The sequence below is a fragment of the Proteus hauseri genome, from assembly GCF_040139125.1.
GTDB classification, from domain to species: domain Bacteria; phylum Pseudomonadota; class Gammaproteobacteria; order Enterobacterales; family Enterobacteriaceae; genus Proteus; species Proteus hauseri_B.
In genome coordinates this window covers 341211-365347 of the sequence record NZ_JBEEUB010000001.1, presented here as the reverse complement: position 1 = coordinate 365347, position 24137 = coordinate 341211, and the positions used below count along the sequence as shown (strand labels likewise).

General features: G+C 36.8%; 18 protein-coding genes and 1 tRNA gene. 8 read left to right on the top strand and 11 right to left on the bottom strand.

What is annotated here, in order from left to right; translation table 11 throughout:
• Positions 1-4 precede the first annotated feature (4 nt).
• Positions 5-1972 (top strand): DNA topoisomerase III, encoded by a 1968-nt coding sequence (locus ABN099_RS01610; protein WP_349461941.1) that lies wholly within the window; start codon positions 5-7, stop codon positions 1970-1972.
• A gap of 70 nt (positions 1973-2042) precedes the next feature.
• Here ABN099_RS01610 and xthA read toward each other — a convergent pair whose 3' ends face one another.
• On the bottom strand, positions 2043-2849 hold the full coding sequence (xthA, locus tag ABN099_RS01605; RefSeq protein ID WP_349461940.1) for an exodeoxyribonuclease III: 807 nt from the start codon (positions 2847-2849) through the stop codon (positions 2043-2045).
• A gap of 425 nt (positions 2850-3274) precedes the next feature.
• Here xthA and ABN099_RS01600 point away from each other — a divergent pair, with 425 nt between their 5' ends.
• Positions 3275-4138, top strand: coding sequence for a helix-turn-helix domain-containing protein (locus tag ABN099_RS01600; protein ID WP_349461938.1), 864 nt, complete (start codon positions 3275-3277; stop codon positions 4136-4138).
• 25 nt (positions 4139-4163) lie between these two features.
• Here ABN099_RS01600 and ABN099_RS01595 read toward each other — a convergent pair.
• The 3 genes from ABN099_RS01595 to ABN099_RS01585 form a co-directional block, all read right to left on the bottom strand.
• Positions 4164-4248 (bottom strand) — tRNA-Tyr (locus ABN099_RS01595).
• A gap of 252 nt (positions 4249-4500) precedes the next feature.
• Positions 4501-5349 (bottom strand): formyltetrahydrofolate deformylase, encoded by an 849-nt coding sequence (gene purU, locus ABN099_RS01590; protein WP_349461937.1) that lies wholly within the window; start codon positions 5347-5349, stop codon positions 4501-4503.
• 45 nt (positions 5350-5394) lie between these two features.
• Positions 5395-5859 carry a YchJ family protein gene (locus ABN099_RS01585; protein ID WP_349461936.1) on the bottom strand — a complete coding sequence of 155 codons (465 nt, stop codon included), beginning with the start codon at positions 5857-5859 and terminating at the stop codon, positions 5395-5397.
• A 155-nt stretch (positions 5860-6014) separates the two neighbouring features.
• Between ABN099_RS01585 and rssB the strand changes: the two genes are divergently transcribed.
• The 3 genes from rssB (at position 6015) to ABN099_RS01570 (ending at position 9406) form a co-directional block, all read left to right on the top strand.
• Positions 6015-7034, top strand: a complete 1020-nt coding sequence (gene rssB, locus ABN099_RS01580; RefSeq protein WP_349461935.1) for a two-component system response regulator RssB — start codon at positions 6015-6017, stop codon at positions 7032-7034.
• A 189-nt stretch (positions 7035-7223) separates the two neighbouring features.
• Positions 7224-8129, top strand: coding sequence for a UTP--glucose-1-phosphate uridylyltransferase GalU (galU, locus tag ABN099_RS01575; protein ID WP_349461934.1), 906 nt, complete (start codon positions 7224-7226; stop codon positions 8127-8129).
• A 263-nt stretch (positions 8130-8392) separates the two neighbouring features.
• Positions 8393-9406 carry an NAD-dependent epimerase gene (locus tag ABN099_RS01570; protein WP_349461932.1) on the top strand — a complete coding sequence of 338 codons (1014 nt, stop codon included), beginning with the start codon at positions 8393-8395 and terminating at the stop codon, positions 9404-9406.
• A gap of 227 nt (positions 9407-9633) precedes the next feature.
• Here ABN099_RS01570 and hns read toward each other — a convergent pair whose 3' ends face one another.
• Positions 9634-10038, bottom strand: a complete 405-nt coding sequence (gene hns, locus ABN099_RS01565) for a histone-like nucleoid-structuring protein H-NS (RefSeq protein ID WP_165123293.1) — start codon at positions 10036-10038, stop codon at positions 9634-9636.
• Between the two features lie 509 nt (positions 10039-10547).
• Here hns and ABN099_RS01560 point away from each other — a divergent pair.
• Entirely contained in the window at positions 10548-11144 is a 597-nt protein-coding gene (locus ABN099_RS01560) for a thymidine kinase (protein WP_349461931.1), read from the top strand.
• Positions 11145-12555: 1411 nt separating this feature from the next.
• Here ABN099_RS01560 and adhE read toward each other — a convergent pair.
• Positions 12556-15222, bottom strand: a complete 2667-nt coding sequence (gene adhE / locus ABN099_RS01555) for a bifunctional acetaldehyde-CoA/alcohol dehydrogenase (RefSeq protein ID WP_349461930.1) — start codon at positions 15220-15222, stop codon at positions 12556-12558.
• A gap of 514 nt (positions 15223-15736) precedes the next feature.
• Here adhE and ABN099_RS01550 point away from each other — a divergent pair.
• Positions 15737-16381 (top strand): YchE family NAAT transporter, encoded by a 645-nt coding sequence (locus ABN099_RS01550; RefSeq protein ID WP_349461929.1) that lies wholly within the window; start codon positions 15737-15739, stop codon positions 16379-16381.
• An 89-nt stretch (positions 16382-16470) separates the two neighbouring features.
• Here the strand turns inward: ABN099_RS01550 and ABN099_RS01545 are convergent, their stop codons facing one another.
• From ABN099_RS01545 to ABN099_RS01525, 5 genes are all read right to left on the bottom strand, one after another.
• A complete protein-coding gene (locus tag ABN099_RS01545) occupies positions 16471-17187 on the bottom strand; it encodes an ABC transporter ATP-binding protein (RefSeq protein ID WP_349462234.1) in 717 nt (238 codons plus the stop codon).
• Positions 17174-18010, bottom strand: coding sequence for an ABC transporter ATP-binding protein (locus ABN099_RS01540; protein ID WP_349461927.1), 837 nt, complete (start codon positions 18008-18010; stop codon positions 17174-17176). Before ABN099_RS01540 ends, ABN099_RS01545 begins: the two co-directional genes overlap by 14 nt.
• Positions 18003-18833: an ABC transporter permease gene (locus ABN099_RS01535; RefSeq protein WP_349461926.1), complete on the bottom strand. Its 831-nt coding sequence runs from the start codon at positions 18831-18833 to the stop codon at positions 18003-18005. Before ABN099_RS01535 ends, ABN099_RS01540 begins: the two co-directional genes overlap by 8 nt.
• Positions 18833-19876: an ABC transporter permease gene (locus ABN099_RS01530; protein WP_349461925.1), complete on the bottom strand. Its 1044-nt coding sequence runs from the start codon at positions 19874-19876 to the stop codon at positions 18833-18835. Before ABN099_RS01530 ends, ABN099_RS01535 begins: the two co-directional genes overlap by 1 nt.
• A gap of 71 nt (positions 19877-19947) precedes the next feature.
• Complete coding sequence (locus ABN099_RS01525; RefSeq protein WP_349461923.1) at positions 19948-21513, bottom strand: ABC transporter substrate-binding protein; 1566 nt, start codon at positions 21511-21513, stop codon at positions 19948-19950.
• A gap of 834 nt (positions 21514-22347) precedes the next feature.
• Between ABN099_RS01525 and ABN099_RS01520 the strand changes: the two genes are divergently transcribed.
• Positions 22348-23973 carry an ABC transporter substrate-binding protein gene (locus tag ABN099_RS01520; RefSeq protein ID WP_432807481.1) on the top strand — a complete coding sequence of 542 codons (1626 nt, stop codon included), beginning with the start codon at positions 22348-22350 and terminating at the stop codon, positions 23971-23973.
• The last annotated feature ends 164 nt before the right edge of the window (positions 23974-24137 follow it).

Here is a 24137-nt window from a genome sequence, read left to right as displayed (position 1 = left end):
CGTAATGAGATTATTTATTGCAGAAAAACCTAGCCTTGCTCGTGCTATTGCTGATGTGTTGCCTAAACCTCATAAACGAGGTGATGGATTTATACTTTGTGGTGATAACCAGTATGTGACGTGGTGTGTTGGTCACTTACTTGAGCAGGCTGAGCCGGATGCATACGACCCGCGATTTGCTCGCTGGTCGTTAGATGATTTGCCGATTATTCCTAATCAGTGGCAACTTAAGCCCCGAGCTGATGTTAAAAAACAGTTAGAGACAATTAAAACATTACTAAAGCAAGCTGATGAAGTTATTCACGCAGGAGACCCCGACCGTGAAGGTCAGCTATTAGTTGATGAAGTTCTTAACTATCTAAATATTAGCGAAAAACAAAAAAAAGATGCCCGCCGTTGTTTAATCAATGATTTAAACCCAGCAGCGGTAACGCGCGCTATTGATAAATTACGCTACAACCATGAATTTATTCCGTTGTGTGTCTCTGCATTAGCAAGAGCCAGAGCGGATTGGCTTTATGGTATCAATATGACAAGAGCATATACCTTGTTAGGTCAAAGAAATGGTTATCAGGGCGTTTTATCAGTAGGGCGAGTTCAAACGCCCGTTCTAGGATTAGTGGTTCGGCGTGATGAAGAGATAGAAAATTTTGTTCCTAAAGATTTCTTTGAAGTTAAAGCTCATATAGTAACGCCTGCGGATGAACGCTTCACGGCAACTTGGCAACCGAGTGAACATTGTGAAACATGGCAAGATGATGAAGGGCGGCTATTAAATCGTAAACTTGCTGAACACGTTATTGAAAGAATAAAAGATAAACCGGCAAATGTGACGGATTATCAAGATAAGCAAGAGTCTGAAATAGCACCATTGCCTTTCTCATTATCGGCATTACAAATTGAAGCGGCAAAACGCTTTGGATTAAGTGCACAACAAGTACTCGATACTTGTCAGCGTTTATATGAAACCCATAAGCTTATTACTTACCCTCGTTCAGATAGCCGTTATCTTCCACAAGAACATTTTGCTGGGCGTCATGCGGTTATTAATGCAATCAGCGTACATGATGGCAGTTTATTACCGCAAGATACGCTAGATATCGACAAAAAAAATCGGTGTTGGGATGATAAAAAGGTTGATGCTCACCATGCAATTATTCCTACAGCAAAAACAGGTAATATTTCGTTAAATGAAAACGAAAAAAATGTCTATTACTTGGTGGCTCGCCAATATTTAATGCAATTTATGCCGGATGCGGTTTATCGCAAATGCGTTATTGAACTTGATATTGAAAATGGCAAGTTTATTGCTAAAGCAAGATTTTTGGCAAATGCCGGTTGGCGTGTTTTATTAGGCAGTAAAGAACAAGATTCAGAAAATGATGGTTCTGCGTTACCCGTTGTCGCTAAAGGCGATGAGTTACTGTGTGAAAAGGGTGAGGTTATTGAAAAACAAACTCAACCACCAAGACCTTTTACTGATGCGACTTTACTTTCAGCAATGACTGGCATCGCAAGGTTTGTGCAAGATAAAGAGCTTAAGAAAATCCTTAGAGCAACGGATGGGTTAGGAACTGAAGCAACGCGAGCAGGGATTATTGAATTACTGTTTAAGCGTGGTTTTTTACAAAAGAAAGGACGTGCAATTACGTCAACGCCAGCAGGTAGAGCTCTGATTAATGTTTTACCCGATATGGCAACATTGCCAGATATGACTGCGCATTGGGAATCTATCTTAACGCAAATAAGCGAAAAACAATTTAAATATCAAGATTTTATGATGCCATTAAGCAATACACTTATTGAGTTAATAACCCAAGCTAAGCGTCGACCTAATATTCAGGCATTTAGAAATTTGCCAGCGCCAGCAAATTATAAAAAGCGCAAAGCGGCAACCAAGAAACAAGGTGAAGTGAAAAGTAGCAACACAAAAGATAATACGAAAAGTAAAGGTGAAAAAAGAGAGAGTTAATAAAGATTTTTTAATTATCCCCTGAATTATCAGGGGATATAAAATCGTTTAATAGTGTATCAACGTATCATTACAGTTTAAATTCAGCCCAAATAGGAGCATGATCAGACGGTTTTTCCATTCCTCGTATCTCGTAATCAATCCCTGTCTCAATACAATTATCCGCTAAACAGCGACTCGCTAATAATAAATCAATGCGTAAGCCTCTATTATCATCAAATCCTTTTGAACGGTAATCAAACCACGAAAATTTATCGTCAGCTTCAGGATATTTTTCACGGAACGTATCGCTTAAACCCCATCCCATTAATGTTGCGAGCCATTCACGCTCTTCAGGTAAGAACGAGCATTTTCCTGTTTTTAACCAGCGTTTCATATTGTTTTCGCCAATACCGATATCTTTATCGGTTGGGCTAATATTTAAGTCACCCATAATAAGGACTGGTGAAGTCGGTTTTAGGCTGGTGGTGAGATAATTTTGCAGATCAGCATAGAATTTCTCTTTTGCTGGAAACTTAGTTTCATGATCGCGACTTTCACCCTGAGGAAAATACCCATTCATTACGGTGAGTAATCCTGCTGGTGTTTCAATATCCGCCATAATCATGCGACGTTGTGCATCGTCATCGTCGCCAGGAAAACCCTTACGTACAGCAACTGGCTTCGCTTTAGTTAATAAAGCGACACCATAATGACCTTTTTGACCATGATAAAAAACGTGATATCCCAAAGAACCCACTGTTTCTAATGGAAACATATCATCATGAACTTTTGTTTCTTGGAGTCCGATAACATCGGGTTGGTGTTTTTCTATAATAGCTTCAAGTTGATGAGGGCGAGCACGTAGGCCATTAATATTGAAAGAGACAAATTTCATTTGAATGTTAACCATTAATAAATTGAATAATAGGATGACTTATACTAACAGGAAGATAGCGTTAATGTAAGTAAATACGAAAACAATGACACGACTAATCAATGATTAAATAAGAGTGATTTATTAATATTAAATAACAAAAGAAATAATGATGTGATAATTTAATAAAAACAAGCATTCATGTAACAAAAAATATTAACTGAATAAAGTAGAAACATAAACTAATCTTTGATAGAAGAATGTAAGTATTGTCATTCTTTATATATAAAGAAAATTGAAAGAGTAGGAATAAATTTTTAAACAGTCATTGTTTTTATTAGGAGGTGAAAGTAAAGAGGATATATTCATATTCAGTTTTTATAAAAACATTTTTAAAATTAATTAATTGGATTGTTGTCTTCAACATAGCAAAGGAATGGTGAAATATGTTTTTCTCTCGTAAATTAGAAGCCTTTATGGCAGTAGTAGAAAATGGATCTTTAAGTAAGGCTGCTCGTATGATGAATCGCACTACGCCGCCTGTAGCTAAGTCTATCAAAGACTTTGAAGCAGTATTAGGCAAGCGTCTATTTAAACGTGAAAAGTTCGGTATGAGCTTAACTCAGGATGGGCTAGAGCTCTACAATGATCTTAAATCTCTTTATTTACAAGAAAAAGAGATCACCAAAAAACATACATTAGGAATTGTTAACAATAGTATTCATGTCTATTACGATTGGGGTAAAAGTTGTTATTTAACTGAGTTATATAAAGCAGCAAACAAAAACCAATCACATATAAATATAATGAGATATTCAAAAGAAAATTTTGATGAAATATCTGACTATGATGGTAATACATTAATATTAAGTTCAGATAATATTATCAGCGAAAAGTTTAGTATGATACATAAAATAGAAAATAAATATTTAGGTATTTGTTGTCGCCAAGATATGGCTGAAAAATTTAAAGGAAATATAAATAGCCTATTAAGTGATAATATTTGGTTATGCGATCCGGCACTTTATAAAACAGAAAAAATAAAAAAATTGGAGAATGAAATCGCACAGAAGACGAAAGCGGTTAGTATTAGAATGATGGATGATTTAAATTGCTGTTTGAATTTCATACAAACACATGACTCTATTTTATTAACAGATGAAAATCCACTTAAACATGATAATGAGCAATTACTCTGTTTTATGGCGTTAACCCAAACGGAGTTACGCTACAGTTGCTATATTTATAAATCTAAATATCATTCAAGTGTGTTAAATAGGTTTGTTGATTTAATTAAGAATATGCAATAGCAAACTGATGTGCCTTAAGAAGAGATGGTGGTGGGAGAAGGATTCGAACCTTCGAAGTCTGTGACGGCAGATTTACAGTCTGCTCCCTTTGGCCGCTTGGGTATCCCACCAACATTAAATTGTGCTGCTGTCCGTGACAGCGGCGCAATAATACCAAATACCGGAGATGTGTAAAGCGCTATTTTATCAAAAACAGCTCAACCGCTGTAAAAATGTTCGCTTTGTTCAAGTGTTGTACTCTATAGCGTTGATTTTAGGCTAAATATTTAGATCGCAAAGTAATAAATCGGCCCTATGATAAAAATAAAAAGCGATATTAATTTATACCGCTTTTCTTTGGCACATCATTTATGCGCTATAAATTATAAAATGATGGTTCTGTTGCCATAAACAAAAACACGTTGTGATAAGACCCAATAGAGTGCATGACTTAACACATTTTTTTCAACGTCACGACCCGCTCTCATCATATCTTCAGCAGATAACGTGTGGTCAACATTAATGACATTTTGAGTGATGATTGGACCTTCATCTAAATTGTCATTTACATAGTGCGCAGTAGCACCAATAATTTTTACGCCGCGTTCATAAGCTTGGTGATAAGGACGAGCACCAATAAATGCAGGTAAGAATGAGTGATGAATATTGATAATCTGATTTGGGAAATTCTGCACAAATGCAGGTGTTAACACACGCATATATTTTGCTAATACAACATAATCAGGTTTGTATTGTTCAATTTGAGCGATCAGCTTTTCATCGTGTTGATCACGGGTTAGCCCTTCATGGCTAACTAAATGGAACGCAATACCAAATTGCTCAACGAGGTGTTTTAACGTGTCGTGATTACCAATGACTGCTGCGATTTCGACATCGAGATCACCAAAAGCACTTTTCATTAGTAAATCGCCCAAACAGTGAGCTTCTTTTGTCACCATAATAACAATACGGCGGCGACCTGATGAATTAAGTTCGCGCTGAGAGCCTTGTGGTAGCGCATCGTCTAAATCAGCAAGGAAGGTTTCATCATTAAAGATCCCTTCAAGTTCTGTACGCATAAAAAAGCGCCCAGTGCGGTGATCAACGAATTCACTATTTTGCACGATATTTAATTGATGTTTATAGCAAATATTAGTTATTTTTGCGATAAGTCCTTTCGCATCAGGGCAAATAGTTCTTAGTATTTTCTTTTGTGTATTTGGGTGTTGCATGTACGGATAAATCCTTTAATGACGTCTGTTTGCGGTTATTTGATGTTATTGTTCACAACATTTTTTGTATTTACGTCCAGAGCCGCAAGGGCATGGATCGTTTCGACCTACTTTAGGTTTTACACCATCGATATAAAACCAACGATCATCTATTTTTAGAAAACGAGAACGTTCGTGTAGGTACTGTTTATCATCAGTATTTATTTCAATAAAGCAAGCCGAGAATTCGACATAAGCTTCATTATCTTTAGGCATTTCTTGTGACGAAATAACATTAAGCCCAAGCCACTGTGTATTTGGAAAACCTGCGGTTAACTCATCACGTAATGATTCAACACGACAAGAAGGGTGCCATGTTTTAATTAGATAATCCGCGTTATGCGAGACAAAAGCACAATAACGCGAACGCATTAATGCTTGTGCGGTAGGGGCATTTTTATTGTCTAGCAGATAAGGTTCGCAGCATTCACTGTAAGGTAACTGGCTATTACATGGGCATAGAATTGACAAAATGGTGTCCTAACTCACGTTTTACTTGACGAAATTCCGCTTCAGGAGAAAAAAGTAACCTTTGGGAATAATTAACGTCGATGTTGAACTAAACTATTACTAATAATGTAACGCTAATTAAACAGCAAGTGAAATGATAGTTGCAGGAGCCGCCGATGAATAAGGCATTAGTGGGTAAAAAAATCTTAATAATTGATGATGAGGTTGTTTTTCGCACAATGCTGACGGAATACTTCTCACATGAAAAAGCGTGTGTCTATATGACTGATAATGGTAGTCAGGCACTCTCTTTGCTTGATGAAGGCTTAAAACCCGATCTAATTCTATGCGACATTAAAATGCCTGTTATGGATGGACCGACTTTTTTAGCTCATCTTGAGCAGCGTAAATGGTCTTTCCCTGTTATCGCCATTTCGTGTACCAACAATATGGCTGAAATTGATGAAATGTTACGTTTAGGTGCTCAAGAAATATTTCTTAAACCAGTAACAAATTTAAATAAACTTAAGCAGAAAGTGATAGAGGTATTGTGTCCTGGTTTTTTTGAATCGGTATTAATCGAAGGTGTTCACTTAGCGCCGCTTTGGAATAGTTTACGCCAAGATACACATTATATTCAGTCTTTCGTAAAGCAGATGCAGCCACAAGTAAAGCAAGTCGTGGCGGGTTATAGTATTAATTATCGGCAATTAAATGATGCGGAACGAATGGGACTGTTATTTGATATTGCTCCATTATCCAATAATCAAATTATTTTTTATTGTGTCGATATTTCTCATGATGATGAGAATGGCTTACTTGTCGCATTACTCTTGCGGGTTGTATTTAATGATGTATTAAAATCTTCAGAAAAAATTCGCTCTCTACCGAGTATGTATAATATGTTGAATAAGCTTAATAAAATGCTAAATGAGATTGGCGTAAAAGGACCATTTCCCATTATTTTAGGTTATTATCATACGGAGAAAAAAAATATATTGTTGGCATCAGCAGGGTTACGGGCTGAAATAAAAACAGAGAATAAACGACTAGAATTAAATAGCGGAATGCCATTAGGGACATTACAAGTATTGTATATTAATCAAATAAAAAGTGAGGGAACAAATTGGCAATGCCGAGTTTGGGATAGTAAAAACCAGATTAAGTTAATGTTTTCTCCTATTGATAAAAGTTAAATTTAGATTAAATAAAATATTTTATTGTGCATATATTAAACATATATGAAGAACTATCTCAATTAAGTGTGAGGGCTCTGTTTATCCTTAGATATTAACTGATATACTCTTGCGATTATTTTTGGAACTGTGCCATATCATAATAGAAAACATTTATGGTGCTTAACAGTAGGCTGTAGGAGAAGAGTAATGTCATCAACGGTACGTAAAGTCAGAAAAGCGGTGATCCCTGTTGCTGGATTAGGAACAAGAATGTTACCTGCAACCAAGGCTATCCCGAAAGAGATGCTGCCAGTGGTTGACAAGCCCCTTATTCAATATGTTGTTAATGAATGTATTGCTGCGGGTATCAATGAAATTGTACTCGTCACTCATTCATCTAAAAATTCAATTGAAAACCACTTTGATACCAGTTTTGAGCTCGAAGCTATTTTAGAAAAAAGGGTTAAACGTCAATTATTGGAAGAAGTACAAGGGATTTGTCCAAGTCACGTTACGATAATGCAAACTCGTCAGGGAATAGCAAAAGGATTAGGTCACGCTATTTTGTGTGCTAAACCATTAGTAGGCAATGAACCTTTCGCTGTTATCCTGCCAGATGTTATTTTAGATAGATACAGTGCTGATTTAAACAAAGTTAACTTAAAAGAGATGCTTTCTCATTTTGAACAAACCGGTGCTAGCCAAATTCTGGTAGAACCTGTACCAGAAGATGAAGTCTCTAATTATGGTATCGTTGATTGCATGGGTGCTAAATTACAACCGGGTGATAGCAAGCCTATTACCCGAGTTGTAGAAAAACCACGAAAAGAAGAAGCACCTTCTAACTTATCTATAGTTGGTCGCTATGTGCTATCTGAAAATATTTGGCCTTTATTGGCAAAAACAGCACCTGGTGCTGGTGATGAAATTCAATTAACGGACGCAATAGCAATGTTAATAGAAAAAGAGCCAGTAGAAGCCTATCACTTACAAGGCAAAAGCCATGATTGTGGTAATAAATTAGGCTATATGAAAGCGTTTGTTGAGTACGGTGTACAGCACGAAGAGTTTGGTAAAGATTTTGCTCAATGGATAAAATCGTTAAAGATTTAACCCTTTGGGCTGTTTTAGAATAATCCAAGCATATAAAATTTATCGCATCATAATTTTCATGGATATTTGATGCGATAATTTCTTATTTTTTCCAACAACGCTGGAAAATTAATGTGCGAGCGATTAAGGTATTGACCGCATTCCCTTTGAAGATGTGCGCTAAACTTTGCTGTGTTAAGCGTTATGATGTTAATGACAATAATATTAAACATGATAACGTTGAACGTATAACAAATCATTAATCAGGTTCTTTGAGTGATAATATGAAAATATTGGTAACGGGTGCTGCTGGTTTTATCGGCTCTAATTTAAGCCAGCGATTGATAACCATGGGCTATCATGTTGTTGGGATAGATAATCTAAATGATTATTATGATGTGCGATTAAAAGAAGCACGTTTAGCTAAATTAAATGCGCTTGCTAACTTTCAATTTGAGAAAGTGGATCTTGTCGATTCACAAAAGATAGCGCAATTATTCGCGACACATAAATTTGATCGTGTTATTCATCTCGCCGCTCAACCTGGTGTTCGTTATTCTATCGAGAACCCGATGGCATATATTGATGCTAATATTATAGGACACATTAATATATTAGAAGGGTGTCGCCATAGCAAAGTAGAGCATCTTATTTATTCATCCTCAAGTTCTGTATATGGTTTAAATCAAAAACAGCCTTTCTCAACGGAAGACTCCGTTGATCATCCGGTTTCATTATATGCGGCAACTAAAAAAGCTAATGAGTTAATGTCTCATAGCTATTCACACTTATATCAATTACCTACCACAGGATTACGTTTCTTCACGGTTTATGGTCCTTGGGGACGTCCTGATATGGCATTATTTAAGTTTACTAAAGCAATGATTGCTGGTGAACCTATTGATGTTTATAACGGTGGGAATATGACGCGAGACTTTACTTACGTTGATGATATTGTTGAATCAGTAGTTCGTCTTATTAATATCATTCCACAAAAAGATGATGAATGGACCGTTGAAAAAGGGGAGACATCCTCAAGTTCTGCACCTTATAAAATATATAATGTTGGTAATGGTCAGCCAACGAAGTTAATGGATTTTATTAAGGCGATAGAAAAGTCATTAGGTGTTGAGGCAAAATTAAATTTGATGCCAATGCAGGATGGTGATGTACTTTCTACTTGTGCAGATTGCCAAGATTTATCTAGCAAAACGGGCTTCTCGCCAAATACATCGGTTGAATATGGTGTGAAACAGTTTGTTGATTGGTATCTCAGTTATTATCATAACAAAAGCTAATATACTTTTTGCTATGTAAAATAAAAAGGAGCTTAAAAAGCTCCTTTTTCATTATAGATAAACCTTTACAACGTATTTATCTACTCTCTATTTTTTTGACTATTTTTATTAATAAAATAACATCAGCACATATTAAAATTAAACACTTGTTTAATAAAAAGTAGCCAAACAAGAAAATACCCTTTTAAGAATTTAAAAGGGTATTTCAAATAGAGAATTGACTTGAATTAGATAAGGAAATCGTCTAATGATTTGCCTTCTTCGTCAATAGCACGTTTGATTACAGCTGGTGTACGACCTTGGCCAGTCCAAGTTTTAGTTTCACCATTTTCATCAACGTATGAGTATTTAGCAGGGCGAGCAGCGCGTTTAGCACGGCCAGTTTTATTAACTGCACTCGCTTCAAGAAGATCTGTTGGATCAATACCTGCTTCTTCTAACATTTCACGGTATTTTTGTAATTTCTGTACGCGCTCTTCTTCAGCTGCTTTTTCTAATGAGAATTCTTCACGACGCTCATTAACGACAACTTCGAGTTTTTCTAGCATTTCTTCTAAGGTTTCTAAAGAAGTTTCTCTTGCCTGTGCGCGGAGAGTACGGATGTTATTTAATATTTTTAAAGATTCGCTCATTTTCCTGGTCTCAAATAAATGTTGTTGGCTGATGTAATACTAATAATAGATTGCTATTTAAATTTCTGCAATAGCTAAATACAAACCTAACGTAAAATTTCTTTTTTCTAAAGTAATATCTTCGAAAAAAAAATATTAAAATTTGGAGCATCTTTAGTCAATAAAGGAAATATTAGTAAGGAAATGCATCTTTTAACTGATGATAACGCTAATGCTAAAGAATAGAAAGCTTTGTTCATTTTTTTATAATAACGGACTTTTTTCTATAAATGCATTAAGGCTAACTTTCATACTTTAATAAGCGCATATCAGGGTTTGTTTTAATATGTTAAGTACTTATTAAGGCTATTTATTTTTTATACAAAGATTAGAGCTCTCTACTATCAACATCTTTTTAAGGTATATTGAAAATACAAATAAAGGTAATAAATAGTTGTTATTGAAAATTTGCAGTTTGTTTATGTTAGACTGTCGCCCGCCATAATAAACACTAATTAAGGAGAGAGCTGATGGCTCAGCTTTACTTTTATTATTCAGCTATGAATGCTGGAAAATCAACATCTTTATTGCAATCTTCTTATAACTATAATGAACGAGGAATGCGGACGCTGATTTTCACAGCAGCTATTGATACACGCTTTGCAAAGGGAAAAATCAGCTCAAGAATAGGATTGAGCGCTGATGCATTACTATTTAGCGACGATATGAATATTCGGGACGTTATTGTTGCTGAGAATAATAAAGAGGCTATTCATTGTGTATTAATTGATGAGTGCCAATTTTTAAGTAAGGCACACGTAGAACAGCTTTGTGAAATAACCGATAGCTATGATATTCCGGTTCTCACTTATGGCTTAAGAACGGATTTCAGAGGCGAGCTCTTTACTGGAAGCGCTTATTTATTGGCATGGGCTGACAAACTCGTGGAACTAAAAACAGTCTGCTATTGTGGGCGTAAAGCAAATAAAGTACTGCGTTTAGATAACAACGGGAATGTACTTTCAGATGGTGATCAAGTTGAAATTGGCGGAAATGAAAAATATGTTTCAGTGTGTCGTAAGCATTATACACAAGCAACCCTAAACGGGAGTATTGAGCAAGACTAACTTATCTATTCCCCTCTTTTACTAAATAATAATGATACAAGAGGGGAGATAAAAATAACTAATAAAATAAAACCTTACATAATCAAAGCTAAAAATAGTTTATCTATTATTTAATTTTAGTTGTTTTATTGACTCTTTTTATATCAAGTCTATTCAGTAATAAATTTTTGATGTAAAAAAATGTTAGCTTTTCTTTGGAAATGTTTATTTGGTTCAAAAATTTCATTATCTTTAATCAAAAAAAAGATAATCAAATGAGTTAATCCTGTTTGTTTTGTGATGCTGATATTGTTTTTTACAAATGCTTCTAATGATATACATTTGATACAGTCATATTATTCATAGTTTAATGAAATTGGATAAAGATACGTATAAAATCCAAATCTGTTGTTTTTTTCTCATGCCTAATGGCGCAGTATTTTTATATCATTTCTTATGTATGCGCAGAATGTATTATTCAAAGTTATCAATTTTTAAATAAATTTACAAATGCGACAGAGATATCCATTGAAATGAGCCAACTCCACCTACCACAAAAGTAGTATTCAATTGTAAGCGGTGAACAAATAACCTCGCATAATGATGATGATAAACTTTTAAATATAGCGATCCATTTTTCGATAATAGTTTATTGCCGACTTGCTATTGATGCCTTGTTATAGATATCTGTTATTCATGACAGTGGGCGACTTATTCAATAAAGATTATGTCTAAAATATTTTATCAACTGAGCGGTCTATTTGATTTTTACTCGTTAGCTTTAGTGGTCTTTTTTGTTCGGGGGAGAGTCAACACCTGCGTGATATAATTACCGACTTTTTATGATTGTCGCCATAAGATAAATATTTAGATTTATACTGGTAAATTATGTTTTTGGTTTATTTTTCATAAAGTTAAATGGCTTAATTTATTTGGCTAGATAAAAAAAACGGTCAATAATTAACAGCACAACGAGATGATTCAAATAGTACAAATATGATAATAATCAACGTGTTGTTGCTACATTAGTCTGTATTTAAGAGAACCATATGAAAAATAGTGCCTATTTAATCACAACAGGAAAATAACAGCAGTTGCATAATAAATGGAAAATATTAGCAATTAGAAGCGCTAAACAACCGACTGTAATCCTTTCTACGAGACTAAATATGGTTAGGTAAGGCAAATGCATAACAAATAGGAATAAGCGCACATAATTAATTACAACGCTTTTTATCGCAAGCAAATCGTAGCTTGATTTTTACCAACAGCCACCGCGTTATTGGTACAAGTGTAATTATCTAATTATAAAGAGGTAAGTTGAGCCTCATTCGTGTTAATTCATTTAGCGACAAAAAAGAAAACCCAGCCAAAAGGCTGGGTCTTTACTTATCGAAAATATGAGGGTTATTCTGAACACAGAATATTTCGACTATTTTTTGCTGTTTTTCTTTGTTGCTTTAACGTCTTCTTTTACGTCGTCTTCTAGATGTTCGTTAAATTCACGACCATAGTAAGTATCGAGTAATAATTGTTTCAGCTCAGAAATTAATGGGTAACGTGGGTTTGCACCAGTACATTGGTCATCAAATGCATCTTCAGATAACTTGTCTACTTTAGCTAAGAAATCACTCTCTTGAACGCCCGCTTCACGAATAGAAGATGGAATACCTAATGAGGATTTCATCTCTTCTAACCATGCTAGCAGTTTTTCAATTTTAGCAGCGGTACGATCTCCCGGTGCTGATAACTCTAAATGGTCAGCTATTTCAGCATAACGACGACGAGCTTGAGGACGGTCGTATTGGCTAAATGCAGTCTGTTTAGTTGGGTTATCATTAGCGTTATAACGAATAACGTTAGAGATAAGCAGGGCATTGGCTAAACCGTGTGGAATATGGAACTCAGAGCCCAATTTATGCGCCATTGAGTGACAAACCCCAAGGAATGCGTTAGCAAATGCGATACCAGCAATGGTTGCCGCATTATGAACACGTTCACGAGCTACTGGGTTTTTAGCGCCTTCATGGTAGCTTGCTGGCAGATATTCTTTCAGTAATTTCAGCGCTTGTAACGCTTGTCCATCTGAATATTCGTTCGCCAATACAGAAACATAAGCTTCTAATGCGTGAGTGACTGCATCTAAACCACCAAATGCACACAGTGATTTAGGCATATTCATGACCAGGTTAGCATCAACTATCGCCATATCTGGGGTTAATGCGTAATCTGCTAATGGGTATTTTTGACCTGTTTCATCATCAGTCACTACCGCAAATGGTGTTACTTCAGAACCTGTACCTGAAGTGGTTGTAATCGCAACCATTTGTGCTTTTACGCCCATTTTAGGAAATTTATAGATACGTTTACGAATATCCATAAAACGTAATGCTAGTTCTTCAAAGTGAGTTTCTGGATGCTCATACATAACCCACATGATTTTAGCAGCATCCATTGGTGAACCACCACCTAATGCAATAATCACATCAGGTTTAAAGCTATGCATCTGTTCTGCACCTTTACGTACAACGCTTAAGGTCGGATCTGCTTCAACTTCAAAGAAAATCTCAGTTTCAACACCAAATTTTTTCAGGACACGAGTGACTTCATCAACATAACCATTATTGAACAAGAAGCTATCCGTTACGATAAAGGCACGTTTTTTACCGTCACTTGCGATTTCTTCCAGCGCGATAGGCAAACAACCACGGCGGAAATAGATAGATTTAGGAAGTTTATGCCACAACATATTCTCTGCTCTTTTCGCCACGGTTTTAGTGTTGATAAGGTGTTTTGGCCCTACGTTCTCAGAAATGGAGTTACCACCCCATGAACCACAACCTAATGTCAGAGAAGGTGCAAGCTTAAAGTTATACAAGTCACCGATACCACCTTGAGATGCAGGGGTATTGATAAGAATACGTGAGGTCTTCATTTTGTCGCCGAAATAGGCAACATGCTCAGGTTGGTTGTCTTGATCAGTATATAAACAAGAAGTATGACCAATACCACCCATTTCAACTAATTTCTCAGCTTTATGTACAGCACTTTCAAATGTTTCTGCGTGATACATTGCTAAAAGTGGTGATAATTTTTCGTGAGCAAAAGGTTCTGCTTCGGTGGTTTCTTTAACTTCACCAATCAGAATTTTGGTGTTTGCAGGCACGGTAATACCTGCCATTTCTGCAATTTTTGTTGCAGGCTGACCAACGATAGCTGCGTTTAAGTTACCGTCTTTTAAGATGATATCTTGAACCGCTTTTAAATCTTTACCGGTTAACATATAACCGCCGTGAGTAGAGAAACGCTCACGAACTTGTTTATACACGCTATCTACAACAATAACGGATTGTTCAGATGCACAAATAACACCGTTATCGAAAGTTTTAGACATTAAAATTGAAGCAACAGCACGTTTGATGTCAGCTGAGTCATCAATAACAACAGGTGTATTACCAGCACCCACACCAATTGCTGGTTTACCAGAACTGTACGCCGCTTTTACCATACCAGGACCACCTGTCGCTAAGATCAGGTTTATATCGTCATGGTGCATTAATGCATTAGAGAGGGCGACTGAAGGCTCATCAATCCAACCAATAATATCTTTTGGTGCACCCGCGGCAATTGCTGCATTTAATACGATTTCAGCAGCACGGTTAGTGGCTAATTTTGCACGTGGATGTGGGGAGAAGATGATACCATTACGTGTTTTTAAGCTAATCAGAGCTTTAAAAATCGCGGTAGAAGTTGGGTTGGTTGTTGGGACAATACCACAAATAATACCGATAGGTTCAGCAATGGTCATTGTACCGTAAGTTAAGTCTTCAGATAAAATCCCGCAGGTTTTTTCATCTTTATAAGCATTATAGATATATTCAGAAGCAAAGTGGTTTTTAATCACTTTATCTTCGATAATACCCATGCCAGACTCTTCAACAGCCAATTTTGCAAGAGGGATACGGGCATCAGCAGCAGCGAGTGCAGCAGCACGGAAAATAGCATCAACTTTTTCTTGCGGGAAGTTAGCAAATTCAAGCTGTGCTTTTTTTACACGAGCAACCAAATCATTGAGTTCAGTAACGTTAGTTACAGACATAAAGAGACTCCTGATAAAATGTTAAACTTTTTAAGCAAATTAGCTGTTTAAATCAACACTAATAAGAATAGCCCAGATAAGGGGTAATGTGCTTATTTATGTAATAATAATTAGCCGCCCTAATTTGCTTAAAAAGCTCAGAAAAAACAATAACCAACGTAAATATTTTTTTAAATTAGCTTTCTTTTTCCTATTGATAACAGCTTACCATCTTTCTAATTAATTAACGTGATGTAAGTCACAAAAAACACATGCTGACACCTTTCAGCATGGTTATTTATACGAATGATTATCATTTGCAAATAATCTTGAACGATTTTTTTGTAGTAAGTTTTATTTGAATATAAAATTAAATCACTAGAATGAGATCTGTTTGCCAAAGAATATTTTAGGTAAAAACTTGTTAACTAATAGAATTAACTGGTTTATTGATTTAAAGTAACGCGCATTTTTTGTAGTTATTTTATCGTGAGTAGAATAATACGCATGTTTATTAGCCAAGAAGGGGCTTTTCATGGGGTCATTGCTGGATTTATCCGGTTATATTAAATTTTTTGTTGGTCTTTTTGCTATTGTAAACCCAGTTGGGATCTTGCCCGTCTTTATCAGTATGACAAGTTATCAAACTGATGCAGGACGTAATAAAACTAACTTGATTGCAAATGGCTCCGTTGCCATCATTTTAGTTACCTCTCTTTTAATTGGGGACTCTATCCTAACTATTTTTGGTATCTCTATCGATTCATTTAGGATTGCTGGAGGAATATTGATTGTCACTATCGCGATGACAATGATTAATGGGCGTTTAGGTGAAGACAAACAGAATAATCAAGAACGAAATGAATCAGCGGTACGCAGTAGTGTTGCAGTTGTTCCCCTCGCATTACCCTTGATGGCAGGTCCTGGTGCTATCAGTTCTTGTATTGTCTGGAGCTCTCGTTGGGAAGGTTTTACTAATTTTCTCGGATTAGCAGCAACAAGTATCTTTTTTGCATTTTGTTGTTGGTTATTATTTCGTAGTGCAACGTTATTAGTAAAATACCTTGGTCAAACGGGGATTAACGTTGTTACGCGGATCATGGGACTATTATTGATGTCTCTGGGCATCGAATTTATTGTTACCGGTATGCGTTCTATTTTTCCGGGCTTATTAGTTTAAATATCATCAACACAGTCGCATTTTTAAAAATCGCAGTATTTAATTGAGTACTGCGATTTTTTTATATTTATTGCATCACTTCTTTTGTATTAATCAAGGCGATGGATCCCTTTTGCTAACGCTTCTCTATCATAGTGTTGCGTTAATTGACCATTCTCCATCAATGCAGCGCTATCCGACATATGTGCAATCACATCGGCATCATGACTTACTAGTAAATAGGTCATATTATGCTGTTTTTTTAGCGCATTAAGGAGATTTAAAATCTCTGCTTGTACTGACATATCTAAGGCGGAAGTGGGTTCATCTAATAACAGCAGTTGAGGCTGTAATAATAAAGCTCTAGCAATAGCAACTCGTTGGCGTTGACCACCAGATAACTGATGTGGAAAACGACTAATAATATCTGCAGATAAACCTACTTGCGCTAATGCCTGACTAATCGTTGTGTTATCAAAGGGTATTTGATGAATTTTTAATGGTTCTGAAAATGCGCGCTCAATACGATGCTGGGGATGTAGCGAGGCATAAGGGTCTTGAAAAACCATTTGTACATTACGTCGCAATGCACCTTGAAAACGTTGCTGTGGCTTAATAGATTGCCCTAACAAAGATATCTCACCTTGCCATTGGCGTAATAGTCCAGCAATAACACGTAAAACCGTTGATTTACCACAACCAGAACGACCGATAAGGCTAAAGGTTTCGCCTTGTTTTACTTGTAAGTTAATATTATTAACGACTTGCTTTATTTGACGACCTTGTTCAAAGCGAACCTGTAAGTTATTAATATCAATCAGCATAATAGAGCCCCTTGAAATTAAGCGTTCTATCTAGCACTGGCAATTGTGTACCATACGTTTTTGCATTGGGTCTACATGTCCACAGGGTTCGAGTATAAGGATGTGTTGCCTCTGGTAATGCTTTTGCACTCAGTTCATCAACTTGTTCACCACGATACATTACCATTACGCGTTCGCAATACTCTGAAACCAGCGGTAAATCATGACTGATTAGCAGTAATCCCATTTTGCGTTGCTCGCACTGAGTAATAATTAATTCAAGAATTTGGTGGCGTAGCTGTGCATCGAGCGCGGAAGTTGGCTCATCAGCAATCAGTATGGTTGGGTTGTTAATTAGTGCGATAGCAATCATTGCACGTTGTCCCATACCACCCGATAACTCACCGGGATAACGATAAATATTCTGTTCAGGTAAACCCACTGCCAAAAGTGTTTCGATAATTAATTGATGTCTATTCCGACGAGAAAGCGCTTGATGTAGTGTTACTGTTTCATCGATTTGCTGATAAATTGTTTTTACAGGATTAAGTGCATAGCGAGGATCTTGCAATATCATCGAAATTGTTTTGCCACGCACGTTATTCCATTGGCGAGATGAGTAATCTAGCAAGTTTTCACCTGCTAGCATTAATTTATTTGCCGTGACTTTTCCCGGTTTTCGCACTAATCCCATTAGTGAACGCGCAGTCATTGATTTTCCTGAACCAGACTCTCCAACAAGTGCCAAACGTTCTTGCCCTAACGAAAATGAGACATTATTAACGACTCTTGCCGTTGGATAATCAATACAGAGTTTGTCTACTTCAATTAAAGGCGTATTACTCATGGGGTTCTCCTAATAAATCACGCAATCCATCGCCTAACAGGTTAAATGCCAGGCTACTGATTAAAATTGCCGCACCGGGAATGGCTGCAACCCACCATTGGTCAAAAATAACGGGCATACCTTCTGCAATCATGGCTCCCCATTCGGCAATAGGCGGGCGTGCGCCCAATCCAAGAAAGCCTAATCCAGCAGCAGCAAGAATAATAACCGCCAGATTTAACGCCAAACGCACTATTGCTGAGGGAAGACAAAGTGGCAAAATATGCCCCCAAAGCAGCCTAACACCTTTAATTCCCATCATTTCAGCCGCGGCAAGATAATCACTATTACGCAGATGTTGAATTTCACTACGGGCTTGTCTGGCATACGCTGGCCATGCAGTAAGTGCTAATGCTAAAGCACCATTAAGAAGTCCCGGTCCAAGCATTGCCACAAAAGCAAAGGCTAAAATAAGAGAGGGCATAGACATCACAATATCGGTAAAACGCATTAAAATGCGTTCAGTCCAACCACCGTAATAGCCAGATAAAATACCAATCAATAAACCTAATGGTAAGGTGATAAGCGCGACAAGTCCCACTAAACCTAACATAGGACGAGTACCATAAATCACACGAGAAAGAATATCGCGACCATAATTATCGGTGCCTAACCAATGTTGTGCATTAGGTGCTAGCAAACGTTGAGCTGCATTTTGCCAATTGGGATCTTGTGGCGCTAACCAAGGTGCAAATAGGGCGATAACAACGAATAAAACCAGTAGCGAAAAACCAATTAAAGCTGATGGCGAGCGCGCTATTTTGGTAACAAATCGAGCTAACATTAGCGAAGCCTCGGATCAGTTAAACGAATAAATATATCGGTTATATTATTGATAAAAACAAAGCAGAGACCGATAACCAATGTGCCACCCATAATTGCCGTAGCGTCACCAGCAAACAGTGCTGTGGTTAAGTATCGACCAATGCCGGGCCAAGAAAATACCGTTTCTGTTAATACTGCGCCTTCTAACATGCCTGTATAAGAGAGCGCAATAATGGTCATTAATACGCCACGAATATTAGGTAATACATGAGTAAAAAGAATACGTAACTCACTCACACCTTTTGCTCTAGCCAATATGACATACTCTTTATCCATCTCACTTAAGCATGCAGAACGCGTTAGTCGGGTAATAGATGCCAGTGCGAAATAGGCAAGCAAAGAAACGGGTAAAATAAGATGTGAAATAGCATTAAAAAAGGCGTCTTTATCGCCAGCAAGCAAGGTATCTATTAAGGCAAATCCAGTTACTGGCTCGATAGTAAACTGATAAATATCATCTAAACGACCAGGACCTGCTGTCCACTGAAGGGTGGCATAAAAAATCAGCAGTAAAATAAGTCCCAGCCAAAACACTGGAACAGAACTTCCTAATAGCGTAAAAATACGCAAGATAATATCGAGCGGAGTACCAACAAAACGCGCGCACAACACACCAAAGAGGATCCCTAAGCTGGCACCAAAAAGCAAAGCAACGGTTGCCAATTCAAGTGTGGCGGGAAATGTGATTAATAGATCATCAATAACCGGTTGCCCTGTTGATGTCGCGGTTCCTAACTGACCCTCTAATAGTGCCGCAACATAATGAAAAAATTGGCTATAAATGGGTAAATCTAGCCCTAATTCATGTTTTACCTGATTGTATGTCTCAAGACTGGCGTGATCGCCAACAATTTGTAAAACCGGATCAACGGGAGAAAATGCCGAAAGCGTAAAAGTGATAATAAGTAACCCGAATAGGGTTAGCGCCAAGGTTAATATCCCTTGCGAAAAGGTTATCAGCTGGCTTTTTAGGCGCGAAGGTAGAGTAATAGCAGTATTCATACAGCAATAGCCTAGTGAAATGACAAAAATAACCACTCGTAATATCACTATGACGAGTGGTGGAGAAAATATTATTTAGTTACTTTGTCATAATAGACCATATCTGCATTAAGTCCTTGAGCGTAACCTTTTACGTTATCACGCAGTACAATCTGGTTTTTGCCTTGGTCAATAAACACATAAGGTGAGCTGCGTTGTAGCTCTTTTTGCATTTCAGTATATAAATTCTGGCGTTTTGTTTTGTCGGCTTCATTTAATGCACTAAGAGTTTGTTTACTTAACTCAGGAATTTGCCAGCCATTTAGCCAAGCAACGGTATTTGATTGTCCATCGTTATAAGCAAAAGCACTTGCATTTGAGTGTGCATCAAAATAGTCGGGGATCCAAAAACGAATGGCTGCCTGATGCTGTTTCGCACGAACGCGACTATAAACTTGGCTACCTGCTGCGGGTAATAAATCGACCTGAACACCCGCTTGAGCAAAGCTTGCTTGTATCGATTGTGCCACGGTAATGTAAGGCACTTTATTTTCTACATCCAACGTAAAGCGTGCGTTAGTAATACCTGCTTTGGCTAAAATCGCTTTAGCTTTTTCAGGATCAAAGCTAAAAGGATTATCTTCTAGTGCACCCGGCAAACCAACAGGTAAAAAGCTTTGGTGGATAAAATATTGTCCACGCATTAACTCTTCTGTTATGCCTTTATAATCGACAAGATAGCGAGCCGCTTGCCAAAATGCAGGGTTGCTTAATGTGGAATTTCCGCTGGCAGTATTAAATGCCATATAGACTTGTTCAGCAGAAGGAATATTAACAATTTGAATCCCCGCTTTTCCTGTTAATGCTGCGGTTTGGTCAGTCCCCAAATCACGCGCAATATCGGCATCACCTTTCTCTATTAATAAACGTCTTGATGCAGGATCAGGCACATTTTTAATAATGATATTCGCCGTTTTAGGTGCGCCGGTTGGTGAAAGGGGATTCGCTTCTAATACTATCGCTTGACGTGGCTGATAAGCGCGCATTTTATAGGCACCACTTCCCGCTGAATTCATCTTCAACCAATTATTACCAAAATCGTTATTTTTGATATGCGCTGCTATAAGTTTTTCATCAACAATAGAAGCAATAGGGGTAGAGAGAATATTTAGCACCACATCTGGGCTAACATCCGCTGTCCAACGCACTTCAAATTCGTTATCACTTACTTTCTTAAGTTGTGAGGCAATGTTATCTGCTTTCCAACCTAATACATTTAAAATAAATGCAGGTGATTTATTCATTGTAATTGCACGCTGATAGGAGAACAGAATATCTTCAGGGCGCACTGGGTTACCTGAAGCAAACTTTGCATCAGACTTTATTTTAAATACGATAGATTTTTGTTCAGGATTTGCCTGCCAACTCTCCACTAAAATCGGCTCGTTGATTTCTGGGTTATCACGATTAGGTTGCACAATACGCTGATATAAACTTGGTATCGTTTGAATACTAGAAAGCTCGTTACTTTCTGCGGGATCAAGGCTGACAAGATCATCTAATCCTTGTACAACAATTAATGTATTAGCAGGTGTTGCAGCTAATGCAGGTGCTGAGAGTGCACCAACAACCAATAGTGACAGTAATTTTGCTTTCATAAGGCGCTCCCTGAGACGGTATAGCTAAAATCGTTATGCGAATAACTTATTAGTTATTACTTTGTGGGTTCAACTTAGGTAAAACGTGATCAATTCGCAAAGTTTTAATTACGCTTATATATAACTTAAAGGTATAAGTAGGCAATATTAATCATAGTTGAGGAATAATTATTAGCGAAAAAGCAGTAGTGAAAGGCGTTGCTTTGGTTGGTTCGATCTCGTTTTTTAATTAGATTAAATAAATTTTATTTAAATCAATTGGATGTCTTAGCGCATCCTTTTCAATTATTTTTTTATTTCAATAAATAGATTAATTTTTAAAAATAAATAATAAAAGTGCGTTTTTATTAATCGCTAAATATTTGCTGATTTACTTTGTTATTTATTCTAAAGAACGATTTAGCTAGGTTTGAATTTAATTTCACCATGAAAACTTTTACAAATAGAACATAACAAAGTTCTGCGCCTGAGTTGAAAGACGCATTTATTATATTAATTTTGTGAGCTATGTAGGTTTTCTATCTATAAAACTTGCGTGATGTTAATTAAATGTTTATTTGTTGTTTTATCTGTTTCGATGGCGTTTTTTTATTTCAATAAGATAGAGTATGTATGGGCTAAATAAAGTTAAGTGAGAAGAATACCGCATTAATTGACAATTTTTGCGATAAGTGTAAAAAATGAGTAACTTGTAATCAGTTTTATCTAGCCATTATCTTATGTATTCTATAAAACGATACTTTTATGTTGCAATAGTAAAACTATTTGCGCTGCTTAAAGTGCGACCCCGCTATAAATAATAATTTATTAGGAGAGGTGCCAGTGAAAAATAACATGATTAAAAAAATGACGTTTTCGGCGAGCCTTATTTCGCTTGCATTAATGTCCTCTTTTTCTTATGCCGCAACACCGCCAAAAGGCACGGTACTTTCTAAACAGCAGCATATTGTTATTAATAATGGCACTGAAGTTTCTTCACTTGATCCTCATAAAGTAGAGGGCTCACCCGAAAGTAATATTATTTTAAATCTTCTTGAAGGCTTGGTTTATCTTGGTGCCAACGGCGAAAACGTACCGGGTGTAGCACAACGCTGGGAAACAGAAGATAACAAAATATGGACATTTTATTTGCGTGAAGATGCAAAATGGAGTGATGGCACGCCTGTGAGTGCAGAAGATTTTGTCTATAGTTGGCGTCGATTAGCGGATCCTAAAACAGGTTCCCCTTATGCCAGCTATCTTGAATATGCCTATGTCGATAATATTGCCGATATTCTGACAGGTAAAAAACCACCTGAAACATTAGGCATAAAAGCGATAGATGCACATACATTGCGAGTTACTTTAACTCAGCCTATTCCTTATTTTGTGGATATGCTTAATCACACCTCATTAAAACCAGTTAAAAAAGAGGTTGTTGAGAAATATGGCGTAAATTGGACTCGTCCAGAAAACTTTGTCGGTAATGGGGCTTATACCATTGATAATTGGGTTGTGAATGAGAAGGTGACACTTAAACGTAATCCACTTTATTGGGATAATAAAAATACCATTATTGAGCAAGCCATATTCTTACCATTAAGTTCCGAAACCAGTGATATTAACCGTTATCGCAGTGGTGAAGTACAAATTACGAATAGTGCAATCCCTCCTGCTTTATATAAAAAAATGAAGCAAGAGCAGCCGCAAAATTTACGAGTCACGCCTTATTTATGTACTTTTTTCTACGAATTAAATAATAAACGCGCGCCTTTTGATGATGTTCGTGTCCGTGAGGCTGTTAAATTAAGTATTGATCGCCAAATTATTGCAGAGCAAATCATGGGACAAGGACAAATTCCCGCTTACACATTTACCCCTTCTTTTATTGGTAATGGTAATTTCAAAGCACCTAAATGGTCTAATTGGACACAACAACAGCGTAATGAAAGGGCGCGAGAGTTATTAAAAGAAGCTGGGTTTGATAATCAAAACCCATTGTCTTTTACGCTGCTATACAACACATCAGACCAAAATAAACAACAAGCGATAGCCGCGGCATCGATGTGGAAGAAAAACATTGGTGCTAATGTCACGTTACAAAACCAAGAGTGGAAAACCGCGCTAGAAAGTCGTAACCAAGGCAATTATGAGGTTGCAAGAGCAACGTGGTGTGCAGATTACAATGAACCAACGTCGTTTTTAAACTCATTTTTATCAACAAGTAGTCTTAATACGGTGTTTTATGAAAATAAAGATTATGACCAAGCATTAGAAAATGCATTACTTGCTATTGATAATGGCGCTCGTCATCAACTCTATCAACGTGCTGAAGCCTTGCTAGACAAGGACTCAGCGATAGTTCCAGTTTATTATCGTGTCAGTGTTAGACTAGTTAGTCCAACGGTAGGCGGATTTACTGGCAAAGACCCCTTTGATTATACGGACTTAAAGCGCTATTTTATTATAGAAGATAACTAAAAGTGGTAAGTTATAAACGTTCTATAGCTATATCTGATTTTAATTATCAAAAAGTGGTTTGTAGTTTACAACGCTAAATGAAATACAGAATCAAAAGCACTACACAAAAAATATAACGGCACAAAAATTATAATTACATCATGCAAAAAAGCATCGATGACAAC